The organism is Thermobrachium celere DSM 8682, from assembly GCF_000430995.1.
In the GTDB taxonomy this organism is placed as follows: Bacteria; Bacillota; Clostridia; order Clostridiales; family Caloramatoraceae; genus Thermobrachium; species Thermobrachium celere.
This window is the reverse complement of sequence record NZ_HF952018.1, coordinates 638,019-659,125: the sequence shown is the minus strand read 5'-3', so window position 1 is coordinate 659,125 and position 21,107 is coordinate 638,019. Positions and strand designations below refer to the sequence as shown.

Genomic DNA, 21,107 nt, shown 5'->3' with positions numbered 1-21,107 from the left:
AAGTATTTTAAAAATTTATATGGTTTATCTTGGAAAATGTCACATTTCACTTGGGTGGCACTCCTTAATGAGATACTTTAAAACTTCTGCTGTGTCAGATATCGGTTTGCCTGAAAGCATATCCACCCCAGCATCCTTTAATAGTTCTAGTGAATATTTGCTACCTCCTGATTTTAGGAAGTTTAGATACCTATCTACATTCTTTTTATTATCTAAAATTGACTTTGCAATGCTAATTCCTCCACTTAATCCTGTTGCATATTTATATACATAGTATCCATCGTAAAAATGAGGTATTCTTGCCCATTCTATGTTTATCTCCTCATCAATTACGCATTCTCTTCCATAGTATTTTTTGTATAGATTCATCCAAATCTCTGATAGTTTTTCACCATTAAGTGGTTCTCCCTTTTCAACCATTGTATGGGTTATAAGTTCAAACTCTGCAAAGAGAACCTGTCTATAGTATGTTGTTCTTATAAGCTCCATAAATTCACTTATAATATATCTTCTAGCCTCTCCCTTTAGCTTATCCATTAGGTAGAAATACATAAGAACTTCATTTGTTGTTGAAGCAACTTCTGCACAGAAGATTGTATAATTTGAATAAACATAAGGTTGTGTTTTTCTTGAAAAATATGAATGTATTGAATGTCCTAGTTCATGGGCTAAAGTTAATACATCATCAAGCCTGTTGTTGTAATTTAAAAGTATATATGGTTTTGTATCATAAGCACCCCAAGAATATGCACCTGAATACTTACCCTTATTGCTATAAACATCTATCCACTTATTATTAAAGGCCTCATCTAGAACCCTTAGATATTCGTCACCTAGTATATTTAATCCTTCCTTTACCATTTCCTTTGCTTCATCATATTTTACTTCCATATCAACACTTTCAACTATAGGAACATATAAATCATAAAGATGTAACTCATCTAGTTTTAATTCCTTTTTCTTTAATTTCATAAGTTCATCAAAGTGAATTATATTTTCTGATACAATATCAATCAATTTATGATATAGATTAACATCTATATTGTCAGAAAATAGTGCTGCCTCAAGGGATGATCTGAATCCTCTAACTGAAGAATAAAAAACATCAGATTTAATCTTTGATGATAAAAGTGCTCCGTATGTATTTTTATACTTCATAAAACCTCTATGAAGGCTTAAAAAGGCATTTTTTCTAAGCTCCCTATCCTTTGAAACTATAAATTGAGAAAAATTGTTTATAGTAAGATCAAATTCTTTACCTAAAGAGTCCTTTATCTTATCAAACTTTAAATCAGCAAAGCTAAGCATCTTAAACACATTTTCGTATCCCAAAGACATTTCTGCTGTCTTTGATAAAAGCTCCTCTTCTTTATCAGATAAAACGTATTTTTTCTGTCTTATTAAATCATCAAGTTCATGTGAATATAATTTTAATTCTTCAACTTCTTTAAAATATCTATCAATAGTCCCTTCTTCAAGCGACAATATCTCTGGATATATAAAGGCTGTAGCACTACCAAACTCAACTGATATTCTCTCTCCAATATCAGCAAGTTCCTGTCCTTTGGTGTTGTTGTTATCTTCATCCCTCTTCATGAAACAAAATACAGTTATCTTATCGCAAAGCCTTCCTGCTTCATCTCTAATTTTAAGACATTCATATAAATATTTTGCTCCATCCCTAAACTTACCTTTAAAATTCTTAATCTCTTCAATCATGCCTCTTAATTTTTCAATATCCTGCTTTAAATTTACTTCATCAGGGTATATAGTATCTATATCCCATTTAAACTCCTGTGGAACTTCCTTCCTATCAACTAAACTATAATCCATAAAAAAACACCTCCTTTAATAAATTATTACACAATCTTATAAATCTTTCCATATTAAGATAATTAATTTGACTATTTATGCTTATTTTTTGTAATATTAAAATATATACTCAAAAATTTAGGAGGATGCTATGTTTGGAGAATTTTTAGAACTTATACTTAAGTCAAAAATAATAACATCTTCACATATATATAGAAGTCTAATAGATATGTTAAATCACCAAGATTTTAAAAACAAACTAAGTGAGGCAGCAGTTCAAAGAGATTATAGCTGTTTAAGGTGTTATAAATGCCTTGAAGAAATAATAAAAAGCTTCTATAAAAGAGATGATGATTTCTTATTTGCTGTATATCAATATGCCCTTTCTAAATCCTTTAGCGAAGCTGTAACTTTACCTCTTTACGAAGAGGACTTTGCAATATTTGAAACCTATCTTATACTACTTAAAGTTTTTTCAAAATTCCAAAAACTCTCAAATGACGGTAGCTTTCAAAGCAGATATCCTTTATTCTTCCTAACTCCTGAAGAAGAAAGCACCCTTGAGGACCCTAGTGAATATAGAACCTTTATTAAAGCCTTTAATGAAGACTATATATATGAAATGATGAAACTTAATCAAGAAATAATAGGATATAACACTCTAGATCATGTATGTGGCGTTCACTATTTGTCCTTATATATAGCAAGACAAGTTAAGAGCAAAAATATTCCAATAGATTTAGGAAGAATTTCTGGTGCTGCTGCAGGACATGACATAGGAAAATTTGGATGTAAGGGAATTGAACTTAAAAGAGTACCATATCTTCACTATTACTACACAGATGTTTGGTTTAAAAAACATAACATAAATTACATAAGAAATATAGCCATAAACCATTCTACATGGGATCTTGAGCTTGAAAATCTATCTATTGAATCATTAATACTTATCTACAGTGACTTTAGAGTAAAAAACAAAAAAATAAATGGTAAAGATGAAATGTATATATATAATCTAGATGAATCCTTTGATGTAATTCTAAATAAGCTTGACAATGTTGATGAAAAGAAAATATTAAGATACAAGAAAGTTTATTCAAAATTAAAGGACTTTGAAAACTATCTGGTAGACTTAGGTATTAACGTTGATTTAGAAAGAACAGTAACAGAACCTTCAAAAGAAAAATGTTACGCCCTTATGTTTGGAGATGAGGTTATTGAAAATATAAAATATCAATCAATCAGTCACAATATAAGGTTAATGCATAAACTTAGAAGTGAATTTTCACTTAATGAAATACTTGAAAATGCAAGGAATGTTCAAGACTCTCAATCTCTGCGTGCATACCTTGATATAATTGAAGAATATTCAACATACCTTACTCAAAAGCAAAAGATAATAACACTATCCTTCCTTTATGAACAACTTGTACATAATGAAGAGGATATAAGAAGACAAGCTGCTGAAATACTTGGACTATTAATTGCATCCTTTGATGAAGACTATAGAAAGGAACTTCCTGAAAACGCAAAGATAGAAGAGCCTGAAATAAGTTCAATAGCACTATTTAAGAAGTACATATCCATTATGCTTTCACCAGATCATAAATTAATAGATACACTTAAGGAATGGATTGGATATAGCCTTGCTATTTTTATTAAATCTATTTTTAATAAACTAAACGAAAATGAACAACTAAAGTATAAGGATGTACTGGTTGAATTCTACAATAAACAAAATCTATCAAAGGAAATGGAAATATACCTTTTAGATGCTGCAAAATACATTCCACTTGATGAAGGAGACGATGTATTTTTCGAATTTATATTAAAAAGACTATCCTCAGATAGACACAACATTAGAATTATGGCACTTGATACTCTCTATTTTCAACTTAAAAAGAAGACTCCTTCAAATAATGTAGTAGATAAAATAAAAGATATATTCTCTAAAGAAATAAAATATAATTCAACTGCACCTGAAAACTATCTTAAACTTTGTATAGCCGAAAAAATCAACCTAGACAAAATGGTAATAAACGACTATCTAAGATATTACCTTAATAACCTAGATAACATTACAGATATATTCCTTAGCAACCTTAAAACAGCAACAAGTTGGATAACTAAAAAGATACAAATAGACATACTTCTTGACTATGCATTAAAAAACATAAAGGAGAGAGGGCTTCAAACAGCTCTACACTTCTGTAATCTTTTAAAGGTTAGTGCAGTAGAGGCTGTTAGAAATAAAGCTGGCGAATCAATTCTAAACATAATAAAGTATCTTCCAATGGATCAAAGAAATGAAATAGCAGTCGAACTTGTTCGCGCCCTTGAAATGGAAGGATATAGGTTTACAAAATATATTCCAAACTACCTTGGAAGAATAATACTATATCTACCTACCGTTGAACTTAATGAATTTTTAGATGACTCATATGAAAAAATTAAAACATCAAACCCAAGAATATCATCATTAATACTTAAAACTTCCTCTGTTGCCCTTTCAAACATTAACATTTACAAAACAGGGGTTCAAAAGGAAGAAGAATATAAAAAGATAATAAACAAGCTTATTTCAATAATTTTAAGTGGACTTATAAACTACAACAACCAGATAAGGCAGTTTGCATTAAACTGCTTAGGCAGATTTGTATTTGGATCAAAGGAACTTTCTCTAGAGGATAAAACAGAAATATTTAATTTGATAGCAAAAAAGTTTTTAACAATAGTTGGACAATTTGAAGAGGACGAACTATTATTTCTTGTAAATTCGGCTGCCCTAAACCATATTTATAGATTTATAGCAGAACAAAACACTATTTCAAAAATAAAACTTGATATACCAAATAAAATTGCATTCATGCCTGGAACCTTTGACCCATTCTCTTTAGGCCATAAGGAAATTGCAAGAGCGATAAGGGATTTAGGATTTGAAGTATATCTTGCAATAGATGAATTTTCTTGGTCTAAGAAGGCTTTGCCAAATTATATAAGAAGAACCATTGCTAGCCTTTCTGTAGCTGATGAAAGAAACGTATATATATTCCCAGAAACACAACCTATAAACATTTCAAACCCTAAGGATATTAGAAAACTTAAGGACATCTTCTCAAAATATGAAGTTTATATAGTTGTTGGAAGCGACGTTATAATTAATGCATCTGCCTATAAAAAGGAAAAAACAGCTGACTCTATTCATACCTTAAATCACATAATATTTGAAAGAAGAAGTATAAATGAATATAGCCAAGAAAAATTTGAAGAGGCTTTAAATAATATAGAAGGAAAAATAATTAAATTAAACCTTCCTCCACAGTATGAAGATATAAGTTCAACCCAAATAAGAGAAAGTATAGATGAAAATAGAGATATATCCAATTTAGTGGATCCACTTGTTCAAAAATATATATATGAAAATGGATTTTACAGAAGAGAACCTCAATATAAATCTGTACTTACAACCTCTCCTATTGACTTTGAAGTTATTGAGGAATACAAAGAAGCTGTTGTTGAAAAACTATCAAAATTACTTAAACTCAATTTCTATGTAGTTAAAGAAAAAATAATGAAGCTGTTTTCAAAGCCATCAGCAAGAATACTTATAGCAATTGATAAGACAAACGATAATATTATAGGATTTAGTACATTCCATTGGTTACGTTCAAACTCCTTTTATATTGAACTAAACGATACTATGATTTCAAACTTTCTAAGAGAAAATGCTGTAGGTAGAATTATATGCATTGATGGAATTTATGTAGATAAAAATTCTACAATTGATGCACTTCCTCAACTTATTTTAACCGAAACCCTATCCTTCTGCATAAAGAAGGACTACGACTATGCTATATACAAAAACACTATAGACATAAGAGAAAACTTCAATATAGAAAAGCTATTGCTCTCAAATGGATTTATTCAAGTTAAATCTGAAGATATACTTACAAAATGCTATGCAGTTAATATGAACTACCCAATTACACTACTTCTTGATATTGAAACAATAATAAAGGAGCCCTACAGAAATACAAAGAGTGTTAAACTTGCAATTAATAAAACACGCGAAAACCTAAAGGACGCACTTACAAAGCTGTATCCTGGGCATCTAGTTTTGATCTTTGAAAGGGACGTAATATATAAAAAGCTTGTTCAAAAGATTTGCAATGAAAATGGAGTTCCAACCACACAGCTTACACCTAGAACATTGGGGCCATTGATGTGTGTACCCTATGGAAATATATTGAAAAGAAATATAATTCCAAATACTGTTACAAAGGCTCTACATACCGAAAAGCTTTTTAACCCTAACCTTAAAACATTTAAAATTGGTCCATATCCAAACTATTTAAGCCTTGAACTTCAAGTTAAAACTATAGCCTGCTTTGATAGGCCAATAATATTAGTAGACGACATACTTCATAAGGGATATAGAATAAAGGCAATTGATCCTATACTAAAAAATGAAAAGGTAAACGTTCATAAAATTATAGTGGGAATATTATCTGGCCAAGGTAAAGAAATAATGGACATACAAAATAGAGAGGTGGACAGTGCATACTTTATCCCAAAGCTTAGAGCATGGTTTTATGAAGATGCCCTCTACCCCTTTATTGGCGGGGATACACTCTTTAGAGGAAAAAATCCTCAAAGAAATTTAATACCTTCAGTTAATTTAATTCTTCCCTACGCCGTTCCAACCTTCTTAAAAGGTGCTTCAACAAAGGATATATATAACCTATCAAAGGTATGTATACAAAATGCTAAACTGCTTCTTGAAGCAATAGAATCTGAGTATGAAACAATAAATGAAAGAAGCTTAACGCTACAAAACATTGGAGATGCATTAGTTTATCCTAGATATCCAGACCATGGAAAGTTTATGTACTATGACCTAACACTTTCCCCTTCTGTATATCTTAAAAATGACCTTGAGCAACTTGAAAAACTAGAACCAATACTAAAGTAGGAGGAATATAATGAATATATATAAATATAACGGGGACATTTTCATATCTAATCATAGCTTTAACTTTGAGACTGCATCAAAAGAAGAATTATATAATGCTGAACACGTTTATCTCCTTAAAAAAGGCGATAAACATAAAACAAAATTTAAACAGATAATAAACTCAATTACACAAATAAATGATGATGAAGACATAAATTACATTTTATACAAAGAAGACTCAAGTTTTTTAGGAAAATTAATTAATGAAGAAAAACTATCTTCAATAAACACTACATTTTCAGATTGGCAATATATGTACAAACAAAGTCCTATAAAAAACAAATACAAAGTTAATATTGCTGGACTTGGCGATGTTGGTGGAACTCTTGCAATTGGACTTAAACTTTTAGGATATGACATTATATCTGAAATTGGAATTTTTGATCTTGATGAAAATAAAGTAAAAAGATGGGAATACGAATTAAACCAAATAAACTACCCTAATAATATTGAATTACCTAAAGTAAAACCAATAGGATACGAAGAAGTATTTGACTGTGACGTATTTATATTCTGCATAACAAGACAAGTTCCAGACATATCAATAAAAGATATTGATGTAAGGATTGTTCAATATAAAGGAAATGCTGAAATAATAGAAAGGTATGTTGAAGCTGCAAAAAAAGTGAACTATAATGGATATTTCTTTATTGTATCTGACCCTGTTGACCACCTATGTAAAAAAGCTCTCGTTGAACTTAATAAAGAATATACTTTTCCAGCTGACAATATAAAAGGTTTTGGACTTGGTGTTATGTATGCAAGGGCTAAATACTTTGCAGAAAAATTAGGTATTGAATATTTTGGTGATGAAGGAAGGGCCTTTGGACCCCACGGCAGTGAGCTTGTTATAGCAGATAGCATAAAAAAATATAACCATGAACTCTCTTTAAATTTAACTGAACAAACTAAGAATGCAAATATTGAAGTTAGGAAAACTGGATTTAAACCATATATAGCTCCTGCCCTTTCATCTGGAGCCCTTTCAATACATGCATGCCTTAAGGGTGAATGGCATTATAGTACCGTTTCTTTAGGTGGAACCTTCTTAGGAATAAAAAATAGAATAACTAAGAACGGAGTGCAAATTGAAAGCTATAGAGATTTAGATAGCAAGCTATTTGAAAGAATTAAAAATAGCTATGAAAGGCTGGTAGAATTTAATGTGTGATACAATACTTATCTCCTCATTGAATAAATCTGAAATATTAAACAACATGATAAAATCCTTTATGAAGGATAATGCCTTTGAGGAATACAACCCTCAAAGGCATAAAAATCTTCAGAACAAAAAAATAGTATTTGCTGTTGAACTAAATAACATTGGGGTTTGTCCATATATACTTGAAGTACTAAATAAAATCTATTTACAAGGAAAAGATGCATTAATGGGATCTATTGCATGCATATTGATTAGAAGCTCTTCTCAACTATACACAAAGAGCTTTTCTCAACAAATTATATTTATATGCAACAGTTTAGGATGTACCTTTTTAGGCCACCCTGTTGTTGAAGCAATTGAAGGATTTTTAAACTTCAAAACATGGCAGAAAACCCTTGATATGCCCCTTGAAGAAATATGTTATACATTATGTGGTAGACTATCTGATAGATTTTTCAACTTTAAAATGATAAAAAAAGATAAACCAAAAGTTTCTGTACTGCATGCCAGCCATAGAGATACATCAAACACCCTAACATTGTGGTATATGATTAAAAAACACCTAAGTAAACTATCTATATCAGAACACCACGTAGAAAATGGTACAATACAGGATTGCATTGGATGTCCATTTAAAACTTGCATATACTTTTCAAAACAAAAAAGTTGTTTTTATGGAGGATTAATTGTTAAAGAAATATTTCCTGCCATTGAAGATGCTGATGCTGTTGTATTTATTTGTCCAAACTATAATGATGCAATTTCTGCAAATTTAAGTGCATTAATAAATAGAATAACTGCCCTATATAGAAGAAATCCATTTTACGATAAAATGCTCTTTTCTGTTATTGTGTCTGGAAATTCTGGAAGTGATTCTGTTGCAAAACAGCTTATCGGTGCACTAAATGTAAACAAAGGTTTTATACTGCCTCCCTATTTTGCTATAATGGAAATAGCAAATGATATGGGTGAAATTAAAAAAGTTGAAAACATTGAAGATAAAGCACAGAAATTTGCACAAAATATACTTAGTAACATATTAAAGGAGGCAACAGAATGAAGAAAATACTTCCAGTAATATTAGTATTACTGCTGATCTTTTCATCATGTATTCATAGACAGTCAATTAACAACAACCTACCCAATAATACAACATCAAATGAAAATATAAATAATCAGAACCAGACAGATAATAAACCAAAGGATAATGAAAACACGCCTAAAGAAGATAATCAAAGCACAGATGAAACCAAAGAAACAGTAACAGATAATGAAGAACCATCAAACGAACAAACCAAAGATGACATAAATGTAAATGCACCAAACTTAAGTAACAAGGAAATTGACTTCGGCCCTCCACCTATAAAGGATCATAAACCACAATACATGCCAAAGGAGATAGTTGAACTATTTAAAAAATATGATGCCTATTATTTAGGAGACACATCTAAAAAGGAAATATATTTAACATTTGATGAGGGATATGAAAATGGATATACTAGTAAGATACTTGATATTCTAAAGGAGAAAAACGTAAAAGCAGCATTCTTTGTAACAAGGCCGTATATACTACAAAACAAGGAGTTAATAAAAAGAATGGTAGAAGAAGGGCATATAGTAGCAAATCACAGCTCAACACATCCATCTATGCCACAGAAAGCTTTGGACTTTGAGAAATTCAAAAAAGAATTTGAAGATACTGAGATTGCCTTTAAAGAAGTAACAGGACAGGATATGCCAAAATTTTTCAGACCACCAATGGGAAAATACAGTGAACTATCACTATACTATACACAAAAGCTAGGATATAAGACAATCTTTTGGAGCTTTGCACATAAGGATTGGCTTGTTAATGAGCAACCTCCAGTTGAAACAACAATACAAAGAGTTCTAGATAGATGCCATAATGGTGAAATAATGCTGCTACATGCAGTATCAAAGAGCAATACAGAAGCTCTCCCAACAATAATTGATAAACTTCAAGAGATGGGCTACGAATTCAAACCCCTAACTGCCCTCCCATAGTGCCACCCAAGTGAAATGTGACATTTTCCATTTTTGTTCCAATTAAATTAATAATTTTCTACCATCAACTTATTTTTGTTTAAAGTCTTGATAACCCCAACACAAAAAATAAGTTTAATCCAAGCTATCAAACAAATATTTGTATAATTCAAATCCCTCAAAAAGTGTCAATCATCCGATTGACACTTTTTATATATTCCATAAACCTAAAGGTCACATTTAATTTTCCTCTAATATTTGTTGTTTTACTTTTTCATATATTTTATATAGAGAGAATAATACTACATACACAAAACTTTAATAAACAAGACATTTACCTTAAAATATATCAAAGTTATTAATTTCAGCTTTACCAAAATTCGTACTCAGTCTGTTAATTTTTTTAGACAGTATTTAATTTTTATTGGAATAAACATAAAAGGTGCCATGAAGAGTTTTATTAAATGCATAAGCTGTGTATTATTTAAATCACATGCTTATACAAAACAACCATTCATGGCACTCAAAATCCCTATATTAAATTAAATTATAATATCTTTTTAAGCTCTTTATAGCTATATTCCTTAATAAATCTATTATTTGAATCATCCCTAATTAATAGCCTAACCTTATCGTCTGAAACCTTTAATACTCTTCCCTTTAATTTTGTTCCAACTACATTTACAGGAGTATCTAATTTAAGCTCCTTCAACTGTTGACTTGCACAAAACTCACAAACTCCTCCATCCTTAACTATTCTTTTGCAGCTTGTACAATAAAACATCCTAATCCCCCCAACACCATTTTTATTTCTTTTGGACTACAATACAATATATTACCTCTCTAAAAAAAATATTCCACCAAAGTGCCACCCAGGTGAAATGTGAAATTTCCCATATATATCTTTAAAAAGTAAAATTAACTGCACCCTGTCAAGTAGACAGTTGAAAAATGTAAATCTTCTTCAAAGTGTCAATCGTTTGATTGACACTTTTTATGTATTTATATTGGATAGGTATTTTCTATATTCTAACGGAGACATGCAGTTTAATCTTCTTTGGTATCTTTTGTTATTGTAATATTCGATATAATCTTTAATAGCTATTTTTAATTCCTCAAATGTTTCAAATTTACGTAAGTAATACATTTCAGCCTTAAGTATACCCCAAAAACCTTCCATTGGAGCATTATCTAAACAGCAACCAACTCGCGACATGCTTTGTTTCATTCCAACCTTATCTAGCTTTTCTCTGAATGCTTTGCTCGTATATTGAAAACCTCTGTCACTATGAACTAGAGGTTTTGCACCTGGATTTAATTTGATTGCAACATCAAAAGTTTCAAAAACAAGTGCATTGTTATTTGAGTGTCCAATAACATATGAAACTATACTTCTGTCTCCTAAATCTAATATTGCACTAAGATAAGCCTTTTTACCATTACCATATCTAAGCTCAGTAACATCTGTTAGCCATTTCTCACACGTATTCTGTGCTCTAAAGTTTCTGTTTAGTATGTTTTCAGCAGTAATGTCAGGAGTAGATTTAATATAACGATATCTTTTTCTGCGACATACTGACTGTAAACCCATTAATTTCATCAATCTGTAAATGCGTTTATGATTTACTTTTAAATTATGTTCTCTTCTAATTTTAATAGTTATTTGGCGGTAGCCAAGTATTCCATCACGTTCTTCATAAGCTTCTTTTATTAATTCAATTAAATTTTCATTTTCAATTTCTCTTTTACTCTTTCTCGTTTTTAACCATTTATAATAGCTACTACGATGTATTCCTGCAATTTCACAAAGCTCACTTATGGAAGCTTTACCTTCCTCATTAAACATTTTTATTACAATATAAATGTTTTCATAGCTAACGCTATGATTTACCATCCCCTTTCTAATTCTCGCAATTTTTTTAAGAATTCATTCTCCAATTGTAATCTGCGATTTTGAGCTTCTAATAGCTTCTTTTCTGCTTTTAATTTTTCTATTTCAGACATTTCATTAATTGACTTTCTCTTACCTCTTTTATCTTGTAAGGCTTCAACTCCACCTTTTTCATACTTTTCAAGCCATCTACGAACTTGTTGATATGATACATTGTTATTTTTTAGCTGTTTCTTTATAATTATGGTTATGCTCAACACAATATCTAACTATATCTTACTTTTTGCTACAAAAGAAATAGTTAGTTTTTTTGGTCATAATAGTTTTTCCCCCTGTCCTTTTTTTAGAGTAGCTTAATCCCCTTATGACCATTATACTTCTTAATCCAACTCTGTAAAACACCATAAGAAGAAATATTATATTTTGAACATATCTCAAATTGAGANTTCATTCTCCAATTGTAATCTGCGATTTTGAGCTTCTAATAGCTTCTTTTCTGCTTTTAATTTTTCTATTTCAGACATTTCATTAATTGACTTTCTCTTACCTCTTTTATCTTGTAAGGCTTCAACTCCACCTTTTTCATACTTTTCAAGCCATCTACGAACTTGTTGATATGATACATTGTATTTTTTAGCTGTTTCTTTATAATTATGGTTATGCTCAACACAATATCTAACTATATCTACTTTTTGCTCAAAAGAAATAGTAGTTTTTTTGGTCATAATAGTTTTTCCCCCTGTCCTTTTTTTAGAGAGCTTAATCCCCTTATGACCATTATACTTCTTAATCCAACTCTGTAAAACACCATAAGAAGAAATATTATATTTTGAACATATCTCAAATTGAGATAGAGTGCTATTGAAATAATCTTCAACAGCCTTTATTTTTAATTCTGCTGAATATTTTTTATTAGAATCTTTAATTATTAACCCTTTTGCTCCTTCTACTTTATATTTCCTTACCCAATTTAAAAATACTTTCTTATTTACACCAATCTCACGACATATTTGTTTTGCTGTCTTAATATTATTTAAATATTCTTCAACACTTTTAAGTTTTATATCAAAATCGTATACGCCTTTCTTTCTCATAAAAATATACTCCTCTCTATGGTAAACAGGTTTTACATTTTTAATCTGTCTACCATAAAGGGAGCATATCAAAAAAAGTATCTACCTTTAAAAGCCTACACACTTCTAGTAGGTAGATACTTTTAAAAAAACATTTTCCATTTCTAGGATAATGTCACATTTCACTTGGGTGGCACTTATATTTTTCTGTAAACTTTTTTAAGCACCTCTTCCTTCTTATACCCTGCCTCAATTAAAAGCCTCTTACAATTCATATCAACATCACTTACCAAATCCACATCATTTATGCCACCAAGGTTTATTCTCACATTTAAAACGGCTGCTTCAATTGCCGCAAGTATTTGTATTGCTGCAACCCCTGCATCAGTTATGGCATTTTGATTTCCATATTCCGCTATAAAATCCACAATATCAAACATATTATACGCACTTTCTGCAACTGAATATGGAACCTTATAAGCTTCAATTAAAGCGTTTTGTATAGCCTTATTCCTCTCAGCCTTTTGCTCATCTGTATCCTTTGGCATCTTATAGGCCTGCATAACAAGATTAAACGCCTCAATATCCTTATCAATATATTCTAAAAACTCTCTTCTTAGCTCTTCACACTTTCCTAAATACTGATTAAACTTTTCCTTTATGTCATCACTATATTCCATAAACTTCTTTTTATTTACTGTTAAATTAATTACCATTGATGACAAACTTGCAGCAAGCGCACCAGATAGTGCTGCTACTGCACCCCCACCTGGAGCAGGAGAACTGGAAGCAAGGTCGGTTAAAAAATTTTCTATTGTATTTTGATAAGTCTTCATAACAATCCCCCTTAGTAAATTAGTCTACCATCTCTAACTACTATTTTACCATTTTTTATTACCATATCAACATGATTTATTCCAAAATGGTAAATGATGTAGTTCTCATTTAGGGCATTCATAACAACCAAATCTGCCTTCTTGCCCTTTTCTATACTTCCAACCTCACTTCCACGTCCTATTGCATAAGCTGCATTTATTGTAATCGCCGAAATTACCTCCTGTGGTGTAAGTCCCATTCCTAAAGATGCAAATACCATTATACTCTGCAGTGACTCTGTTGGACATGTACCTGGGTTATAATCTGATGCAACAGTTACTGCAAGCCCTCTTCTTATCATTTCCCTTGCTGGTGCATATCTTTTGAGCCTCAAATAAAAGGAAGTTCCAGGAAGCAGGATAGGTATAACTCCTGCCTCCTTCATTGCATCTATCCCTTCATCTGATACAGCTACTAAATGTTCTGCAGAAACTGCTCCAAGCTCTGCTGCAAGCTGTGCACCACCCATAGGTTCAATTTCATCTGCATGTAATTTTACTTGAAATCCTAATTCTTTAGCTGCCTTTAAAACCCTTCTTGTTTGTTCTATATCAAAAAACCCCTCTTCACAAAAAGCATCCACATATTCAGCAAGTCCCTCTTTTTTTACATAGGGCATAACCTTTTCAATCATAAAATCTATATATCCATCCACATTCCCCTTATATTCTTCAGGTATTGCATGTGCTCCAAGATAAGTACTTACTATATCAATTGGATGCTCTATCTCCTTTGCAACCTTTAGACACTTTACTTCATCTTCAAAATTCAATCCGTATCCTGACTTGGCCTCTACGGTTGTTGTTCCCCAAAGAAGCATCAAATCAAGACTCTTTAATGCTTTTTTATAAAGATTTTCATAGCTTGCCGACCTTGTTGCTCTAACCGTACTTAAAATTCCCCCGCCTTGTTTTAATATATCCAAATAGCTTGCCCCTTCAAGCTTTAATTTTAACTCATTCTCCCTTGAACCATAGTGTACAAGGTGTGTATGGCTGTCAACAAGCCCAGGAAGTACTGTCCTTCCCTCTAAATCAATAACTTCTGTTCCTTCATCTACATAATCTAATCCTTCCCCGCTACCAACATCCAATATAATACCGTTCTCAACAACCACATAACCTCTCTCAATAACACTTAGGTCCGCCATTTCCTCGCCAAATTTTGGACCTTTTGATTTTACAGTTACAATCCTCCCATTTTTGAGTAAAATTCTATCCAAAGTACCACCCCTATTCAGCAATCCTATGCTCTAAAACCTGATCAATACTAAAGTTCTCTAATTGTAGGTAGTACTCTAAAGAATCAACAAGTGCCTTCATTGGAACAAGCCCAACAATCTCACTTCCAACAACTTCTACTCCGTACCTTCTCGCCTCCATTTTAACCATTTCAAAGGCTCTATAAATTGCTGTCTTTTCATAGTTTACAAGGTTCATTGATACTTGAGTAATATTTCTATCCTCAAGCTTTACTCCCATTGCCTTTACAAACCTTAATCCTCCACCTATAAATCTTACTGTCTTTGCAATTTTATCTGCAATATCTATATTTGGTGTATTTAGATTTACATTAAATGCAACAAGTGGAACTCTTGCACCAACCGCAGTACATCCGCTCTTTTCATTCATCTCACTTGGCCCAAAGTCTGGTGCCCAATCTGGATTTTTAATCTTTTCAAAAAATCCTTCGTACTGCCCCTTTCTCACATCTGCCAAGTTCTTTCTCTCTGGCCTTGTTGCTGCCTCTTCATATAAATAAACAGGAACATTTAACTCTTCTCCAATTCTTTTTCCAACAGCCCTTGCTATCTCTATACAATCCCCCATAGTAACTTCTCTTACTGGTATAAAAGGTATAACATCCATTGCCCCCATTCTTGGATGTCCACCTGTATGAGTTCTCATATCAATAAGCTCACAGGCCTTCTTCGTCATATTAAAGGCTGCCTCTATAACTCCCTCAACATCCCCAACAAAGGTTACAACTGTTCTATTGTGGTCTGCATCTGAAGAATAATCAAGAAGCTTTACTCCCTTTACTTTTCTTACCTCATCTACAATCTTTTCAATCTTCTCCTTATCTCTTCCCTCTGAAAAATTTGGAACGCACTCAACTATTTTAGCCATCCTATAACCTCCTATTTAAGCATTGGTATCTTTACGCCCTTTTCTTTTGCAAACTCGATTGCCTCATCATATCCTGCATCAGCATGTCTTAATATTCCCATACCTGGGTCGCTTGTTAATACTCTTTGTAGCCTTACATCCATCTCCTCGCTTCCATCAGCACAAACAACCATACCAGCATGGATTGAGTATCCTATTCCTACACCACCACCATGGTGAACTGATACCCATGTTGCACCATTTACAGCATTAATTAGAGCGTTTAATATTGGCCAGTCAGCAATTGCATCTGAACCATCCTTCATAGCTTCTGTTTCGCGTCTTGGTGATGCAACTGAACCGCAGTCTAAGTGGTCACGTCCTATAACAATTGGTGCCTTAAGCTCTCCCTTTCTTACAAGTTCATTTAATGCAAGTCCAAACTTTGCTCTTTCTCCATATCCTAACCAACAGATTCTTGATGGTAGTCCTTGGAACTTAACTCTTTCTCTTGCCATCTTAATCCATCTTGCAAGATGTTTATTTTCTGGGAATAGTTCTAAAACAAGCTCATCAGTTCTATAAATATCCTCTGGATCACCTGAAAGTGCTGCCCATCTAAATGGTCCTTTACCTTCACAGAATAAAGGTCTTATATATGCTGGAACAAATCCTGGGAAGTTGAAGGCATCCTTTACACCTTCATCGTAGGCCATTTGTCTTATATTATTACCATAATCGAATGTTACAGCACCACGTCTTTGCATCTCAAGCATTGCTTCAACATGGCGAGCCATACTCTTCTTTGCAAGTCTTATATATTCCTTTGGATTCTTCTTTCTAAGTTCAAGTGCCTCTTCATATTTCATTCCACCTGGAACATATCCATTAAGTGGATCGTGGGCTGATGTTTGGTCTGTTAAAACATCTGGAACAAATCCCTTTTTCACAAGCTCTGGAAGAATATCTGACGCATTTCCTAATACACCAATTGAGATAGCCTCTCCCTTTTCCTTTGCTTCAATTGCTCTATTTAATGCCTCATTTATATCTTCATAATATACATCAAGATATTTAGTATTTATTCTCTTTTCAATTCTGTCTCTGTCAACTTCAATACATAGTGCAACACCTTCATTCATAGTAACTGCAAGTGGTTGAGCTCCACCCATTCCTCCAAGACCAGCAGTTAATGTAATTGTTCCCTTTAAGCTTCCTCCAAAGTGCTTTTCTGCAACTGCAGCTAAAGTTTCATATGTTCCCTGAAGTATTCCTTGAGTTCCAATATATATCCAAGAACCTGCAGTCATTTGACCATACATTGTAAGCCCCTTTTGTTCTAATTCCCAGAAATATTCCCAGTTTGCCCAATGTGGAACAAGCATTGAGTTTGAAATTAAAACTCTTGGTGCCCACTTGTGACTCTTAAAAATACCAACTGGCTTTCCTGATTGAACAAGAAGTGTTTCATCATCCTCTAAATTCTTTAAAGAATTTACAATTGCATCAAAGCATTCCCAGTTTCTTGCTGCCTTTCCTCTTCCTCCATATACAATTAAATCCTCTGGCTTTTCTGCAACCTCAGGATCAAGGTTGTTCATAAGCATTCTTAATACTGCCTCCTGCTGCCAACCCTTGCAGTTTAGCTTGTTACCTCTCGGTGCTCTTATTTCTCTCATAAATTACCCCCCTACATTAATTCTCCTATTTTTTCTTCAACTTTTATAACAAGCTCCTCTAAAAGAGCTGATGCCTTATTTATGTCAATATACATAATTCTGTCCTCATCTAAAACTGGAACATGATTTCTTAAAAGTTCATAACCAACCTTAGTACCACGGCCAAGTTCATACATTCCCCTCAAATCAATTGCTTGGCACGCTGCTAGGTATTCAATTGCTAAAACTTTACTTACATTATATATAATACTTCTAGCCTTCCTTGCTGCTGTAGTACCCATGCTGACGTGGTCCTCTTGATTTGCTGAAGATGGTATTGAGTCAACTGAAGCTGGATGTGCTAACACCTTGTTTTCTGAAACAAGTGATGCTGCTGTATATTGTGCTATCATAAAACCTGAATTTAGACCTCCCCTTTTGGTTAAAAAGGCTGGAAGATCATTTAACTGATAATTTACAAGTCTTTCTATTCTTCTCTCTGATATATTAGCAAGCTCCGATACCGCAATTCCTAAAAAGTCCATTGCAAGTGCCATAGGTTGTCCATGGAAATTTCCACCAGAAATTACCCTGTTTTCATCCGCAAAAATTAGAGGATTATCAGTTGCTGAATTTATTTCAATTTCAACAACCTTTTTTACATATTCAATAGCATCTTTGCTTGCTCCATGTACCTGCGGAATACATCTTAATGTATAGGCATCCTGTACTCTAAGCTCACCTTGTCTAGTTGTAACTCTGCTTTCTTCCAAAATCCTATTTAAATTCTGAGCACATTTTTGTTGTCCTATTTGTGGACGAACAGCATGTACTTTATAATAATATGCATCTGTTATTCCTCTTAATGCTTCAACTGTTAAAGATGCAACAATATCTGCCGCCTTTGAAAGCATTAATGCATCATATACTGCAAGTGTTCCTATTGCTGTCATAACCTGAGTTCCATTAATAAGTGCAAGCCCTTCCTTCTCTACAAGTTCTATTTCCTTTATTCCTGCCCTCTCTAGTGCTTCCTTGCCTGACAATCTTTCACCGTTATAATAAGCCTCACCTTCTCCTATCATAACAAGAACCATATGTGATAAAGGTGCTAAATCCCCACTTGCACCAAGGGAGCCTTTTTCATATATAACAGGATGAACACCTTTATTTAACATTTCAACAAGGGTTTCTAGAGTTTCAAGCCTAACACCTGAATAACCTTTTGATAATGCATTTGCACGAAGAAGCATTATTGCCCTTACAACCTCCTGTGGGAGCTCTTCTCCTACTCCACAGGCGTGGGATACAATTAAATTTCTTTGAAGTTTCTTTGTTTCATCTTTGGATATTACAACATCTGAAAACTTCCCAAATCCTGTTGTAATTCCATAAACAACTTTTCCTTCATCAACGAACCTATCTACAACCTCTCTTGCAGCCTTAACCCTTCTTTTGGCCTCCTCTGCAATCTCAACCCTATATCCATATCTTGCAACCTTAATAACATCTTCAATCGTTAGATTTTCCCCATCGATTATAATTTTATGCAAACCCACCACCACCTTAATGTTCGAAATTTTCTAATAATATTATAGCATTAAATTGTTCTTGAAATTTTCTGAATATTTTTAACACACTAAAGTGCCACCCAAGTGAAATGTGAAAATTTCCATGTTTTGCTGCTATTTTTTTAAACAATTCTAAATTTCTTTTTAAAAAACAAACAAACTACTCTAATTTTTCTTTTTAATCAAAAATTCTTATGTTATGAAAAAACAAAAAATAAAATTAATTTCCTTCAATATAATTTATCAGAAATAATTCTTTTAGGAGGATTTAAAGATATTGCTGAAATAATTAAAAAAATAAACAAAATATCTCCTAGAAAAAAATAATATATTTTCACTATAATTTCTTTAAATAAATTATTTTTAATTACAATACAATAAAAACAAAAAAGCAAAAGTCCCCTTTAATATTAGGGGCCTTTGCTTTTTTATTATTACAAACTTCTGAAGTTGGGTTTAGGTGTTTGTTTGAAGGGGTTAAATTTAAAAATTTATTTTGTTTTTAATAAATAACAGCTTTAATATTTTTATTAAATTACTCTACAATTTTAAACGTTGTATTATAATTATTTCTCTTTTAAAGCATTTAATACATCATCTGATATAAATATTTTAAAATTATATATTTATTATTTTAAACAATGTTTTCTATTATGAATTAATATCACATTTTTGTTATTCATCACTTTAAAAAACTTATCACCAAATCTTTCATCATAAAATTTCCAAACAAAATTTGGATAATTTCACATTTCACTTGGGTGGCACCTATTTATTTTTTCTTGCTATTTTACTTATACTTGACCTATCCATATTCAAAAACTCCGCAATTTCTACGTGGGAATATTTCTCTTTTAAAGCCTCCAATACAAATATTGTCTTTATTTGTGTCAAAACATGATTTTTACTTCCTCTTCTTATTTCTTCTAGTACCCAGTCAGAAATGTTAAGCTTACCTCTTATTTCTTCTAAAGATGCCCTATTAGGCTTTTCAAATTTGTTATATATATTTTTATCATAGTACAACTCCTTTTCTACTATACCAAGTAAGTTAGAAAAAATACTAGACTCTTTAACAAATAATTTATCATCTCCATCTACTTGTAAAAGCTCTGTGTATACCTTAATAGCCTTTTTTCTATCATTACTTAACATATCTAAAATAAAATCTATATTAACAAATGAATTTATTCCTCTTTTATAAAACCAATGGCTACTCCATAAATATTTATCTACATCCTCACATATATTTGCCCTTAAAGGATTTCTGTGTATATACCTTAAGGTAGCAAATAGTTGACTGTCTGTCTCAATCAAATTACAATGAAACCTCTTTTCAAGTGCATGACCTGTTCTTTCAAGTGCAGTATTCAAAAACTTTGCAATTACATTGTTTAAATTAAACATAATTGTACTAATAGAATCTTTATGTGTCCTTATCAACAAATGATAATGATTGTTCATAATTACATATCCTAAAAGTTCATAATCAAACTTTTTATTATAGTCCTTCAACTGCTTTATTATAAATCTTTTATAATTATCATTTTCTAAAATATATTCTTTATTATTGCATCTAGTAGTAACATGATATATTGCACCTTCAAAATGATATCTTGGTTCCCTCACCTTTTCACCTCCTATCTTAATTATTACCACATTTTGAAAAAATATACATATAAGTGCCACCCAAGTGAAATGTGAAATTTTCCAATCATCACCCAAACGAAAATTAACTTTTAATATATTGCATGATCCTGCTGTAAATTTAATTTTCTCAAACTTACAATTAATCTTTTTAATTTTTCACCTCAACTATTCAACTAACATTTTCATTTCATAAATCCGCCCTCTTACAATTTTTAATTCCCACTACACAAAACACCCTATATTTTAACTCAAAATTTCTTATTTCAGTTTCATCAACAACAGCTTTAG

At 31.9% G+C, this 21,107-nt stretch carries 15 protein-coding genes; 4 read left to right on the top strand and 11 right to left on the bottom strand.

Annotated features, from left to right (window positions below; translation table 11 throughout):
- Positions 1–39: 39 nt before the first annotated feature.
- Positions 40–1,833: an oligoendopeptidase F gene (gene pepF, locus TCEL_RS03640; RefSeq protein WP_018661230.1), complete on the bottom strand. Its 1,794-nt coding sequence runs from the start codon at positions 1,831–1,833 to the stop codon at positions 40–42.
- Between the two features lie 130 nt (positions 1,834–1,963).
- On the opposite strand from pepF, the gene TCEL_RS03635 reads away from it, so the two are divergent.
- From TCEL_RS03635 to pdaA, 4 genes are read left to right on the top strand one after another with little or no spacing between them, the layout of a single operon-like run.
- On the top strand, positions 1,964–6,784 hold the full coding sequence (locus tag TCEL_RS03635; RefSeq protein ID WP_018661228.1) for a nicotinate-nicotinamide nucleotide adenylyltransferase: 4,821 nt from the start codon (positions 1,964–1,966) through the stop codon (positions 6,782–6,784).
- Between the two features lie 10 nt (positions 6,785–6,794).
- On the top strand, positions 6,795–7,997 hold the full coding sequence (locus TCEL_RS03630) for a lactate/malate family dehydrogenase (protein ID WP_018661226.1): 1,203 nt from the start codon (positions 6,795–6,797) through the stop codon (positions 7,995–7,997).
- Positions 7,990–9,048: a flavodoxin family protein gene (locus TCEL_RS03625; RefSeq protein ID WP_018661224.1), complete on the top strand. Its 1,059-nt coding sequence runs from the start codon at positions 7,990–7,992 to the stop codon at positions 9,046–9,048. Before TCEL_RS03630 ends, TCEL_RS03625 begins: the two co-directional genes overlap by 8 nt.
- Complete coding sequence (pdaA, locus tag TCEL_RS03620; RefSeq protein ID WP_018661223.1) at positions 9,045–10,013, top strand: delta-lactam-biosynthetic de-N-acetylase; 969 nt, start codon at positions 9,045–9,047, stop codon at positions 10,011–10,013. Before TCEL_RS03625 ends, pdaA begins: the two co-directional genes overlap by 4 nt.
- A 526-nt stretch (positions 10,014–10,539) precedes the next feature.
- On the opposite strand, the gene TCEL_RS03615 is transcribed toward pdaA, so the two are convergent.
- From TCEL_RS03615 to TCEL_RS03570, 10 genes are all read right to left on the bottom strand, one after another.
- Positions 10,540–10,776: a hypothetical protein gene (locus TCEL_RS03615; RefSeq protein ID WP_018661221.1), complete on the bottom strand. Its 237-nt coding sequence runs from the start codon at positions 10,774–10,776 to the stop codon at positions 10,540–10,542.
- 210 nt (positions 10,777–10,986) lie between these two features.
- Entirely contained in the window at positions 10,987–11,886 is a 900-nt protein-coding gene (locus tag TCEL_RS03610; protein WP_018661219.1) for an IS3 family transposase, read from the bottom strand.
- Complete coding sequence (locus TCEL_RS03605; RefSeq protein ID WP_018661217.1) at positions 11,880–12,140, bottom strand: helix-turn-helix domain-containing protein; 261 nt, start codon at positions 12,138–12,140, stop codon at positions 11,880–11,882. Before TCEL_RS03605 ends, TCEL_RS03610 begins: the two co-directional genes overlap by 7 nt.
- Positions 12,141–12,317: 177 nt before the next feature.
- A complete protein-coding gene (locus TCEL_RS03600; protein WP_018661215.1) occupies positions 12,318–12,977 on the bottom strand; it encodes a helix-turn-helix domain-containing protein in 660 nt (219 codons plus the stop codon).
- A 176-nt stretch (positions 12,978–13,153) separates the two neighbouring features.
- Complete coding sequence (locus TCEL_RS03595; RefSeq protein ID WP_018661214.1) at positions 13,154–13,792, bottom strand: cyclodeaminase/cyclohydrolase family protein; 639 nt, start codon at positions 13,790–13,792, stop codon at positions 13,154–13,156.
- 11 nt (positions 13,793–13,803) lie between these two features.
- The gene (gene hutI / locus TCEL_RS03590) at positions 13,804–15,054 is read right to left on the bottom strand and encodes an imidazolonepropionase (protein ID WP_018661212.1); all 1,251 of its coding nucleotides are present in this window, start codon (positions 15,052–15,054) and stop codon (positions 13,804–13,806) included.
- 10 nt (positions 15,055–15,064) lie between these two features.
- Positions 15,065–15,961 carry a glutamate formimidoyltransferase gene (gene ftcD, locus TCEL_RS03585; RefSeq protein WP_018661210.1) on the bottom strand — a complete coding sequence of 299 codons (897 nt, stop codon included), beginning with the start codon at positions 15,959–15,961 and terminating at the stop codon, positions 15,065–15,067.
- A gap of 11 nt (positions 15,962–15,972) precedes the next feature.
- Positions 15,973–17,619: a urocanate hydratase gene (hutU, locus tag TCEL_RS03580; RefSeq protein ID WP_018661208.1), complete on the bottom strand. Its 1,647-nt coding sequence runs from the start codon at positions 17,617–17,619 to the stop codon at positions 15,973–15,975.
- A gap of 11 nt (positions 17,620–17,630) precedes the next feature.
- The gene (hutH, locus tag TCEL_RS03575; RefSeq protein WP_018661207.1) at positions 17,631–19,151 is read right to left on the bottom strand and encodes a histidine ammonia-lyase; all 1,521 of its coding nucleotides are present in this window, start codon (positions 19,149–19,151) and stop codon (positions 17,631–17,633) included.
- Positions 19,152–19,937: 786 nt separating this feature from the next.
- A complete protein-coding gene (locus tag TCEL_RS03570; protein ID WP_018661205.1) occupies positions 19,938–20,798 on the bottom strand; it encodes an REP-associated tyrosine transposase in 861 nt (286 codons plus the stop codon).
- Positions 20,799–21,107: the final 309 nt, after the last annotated feature.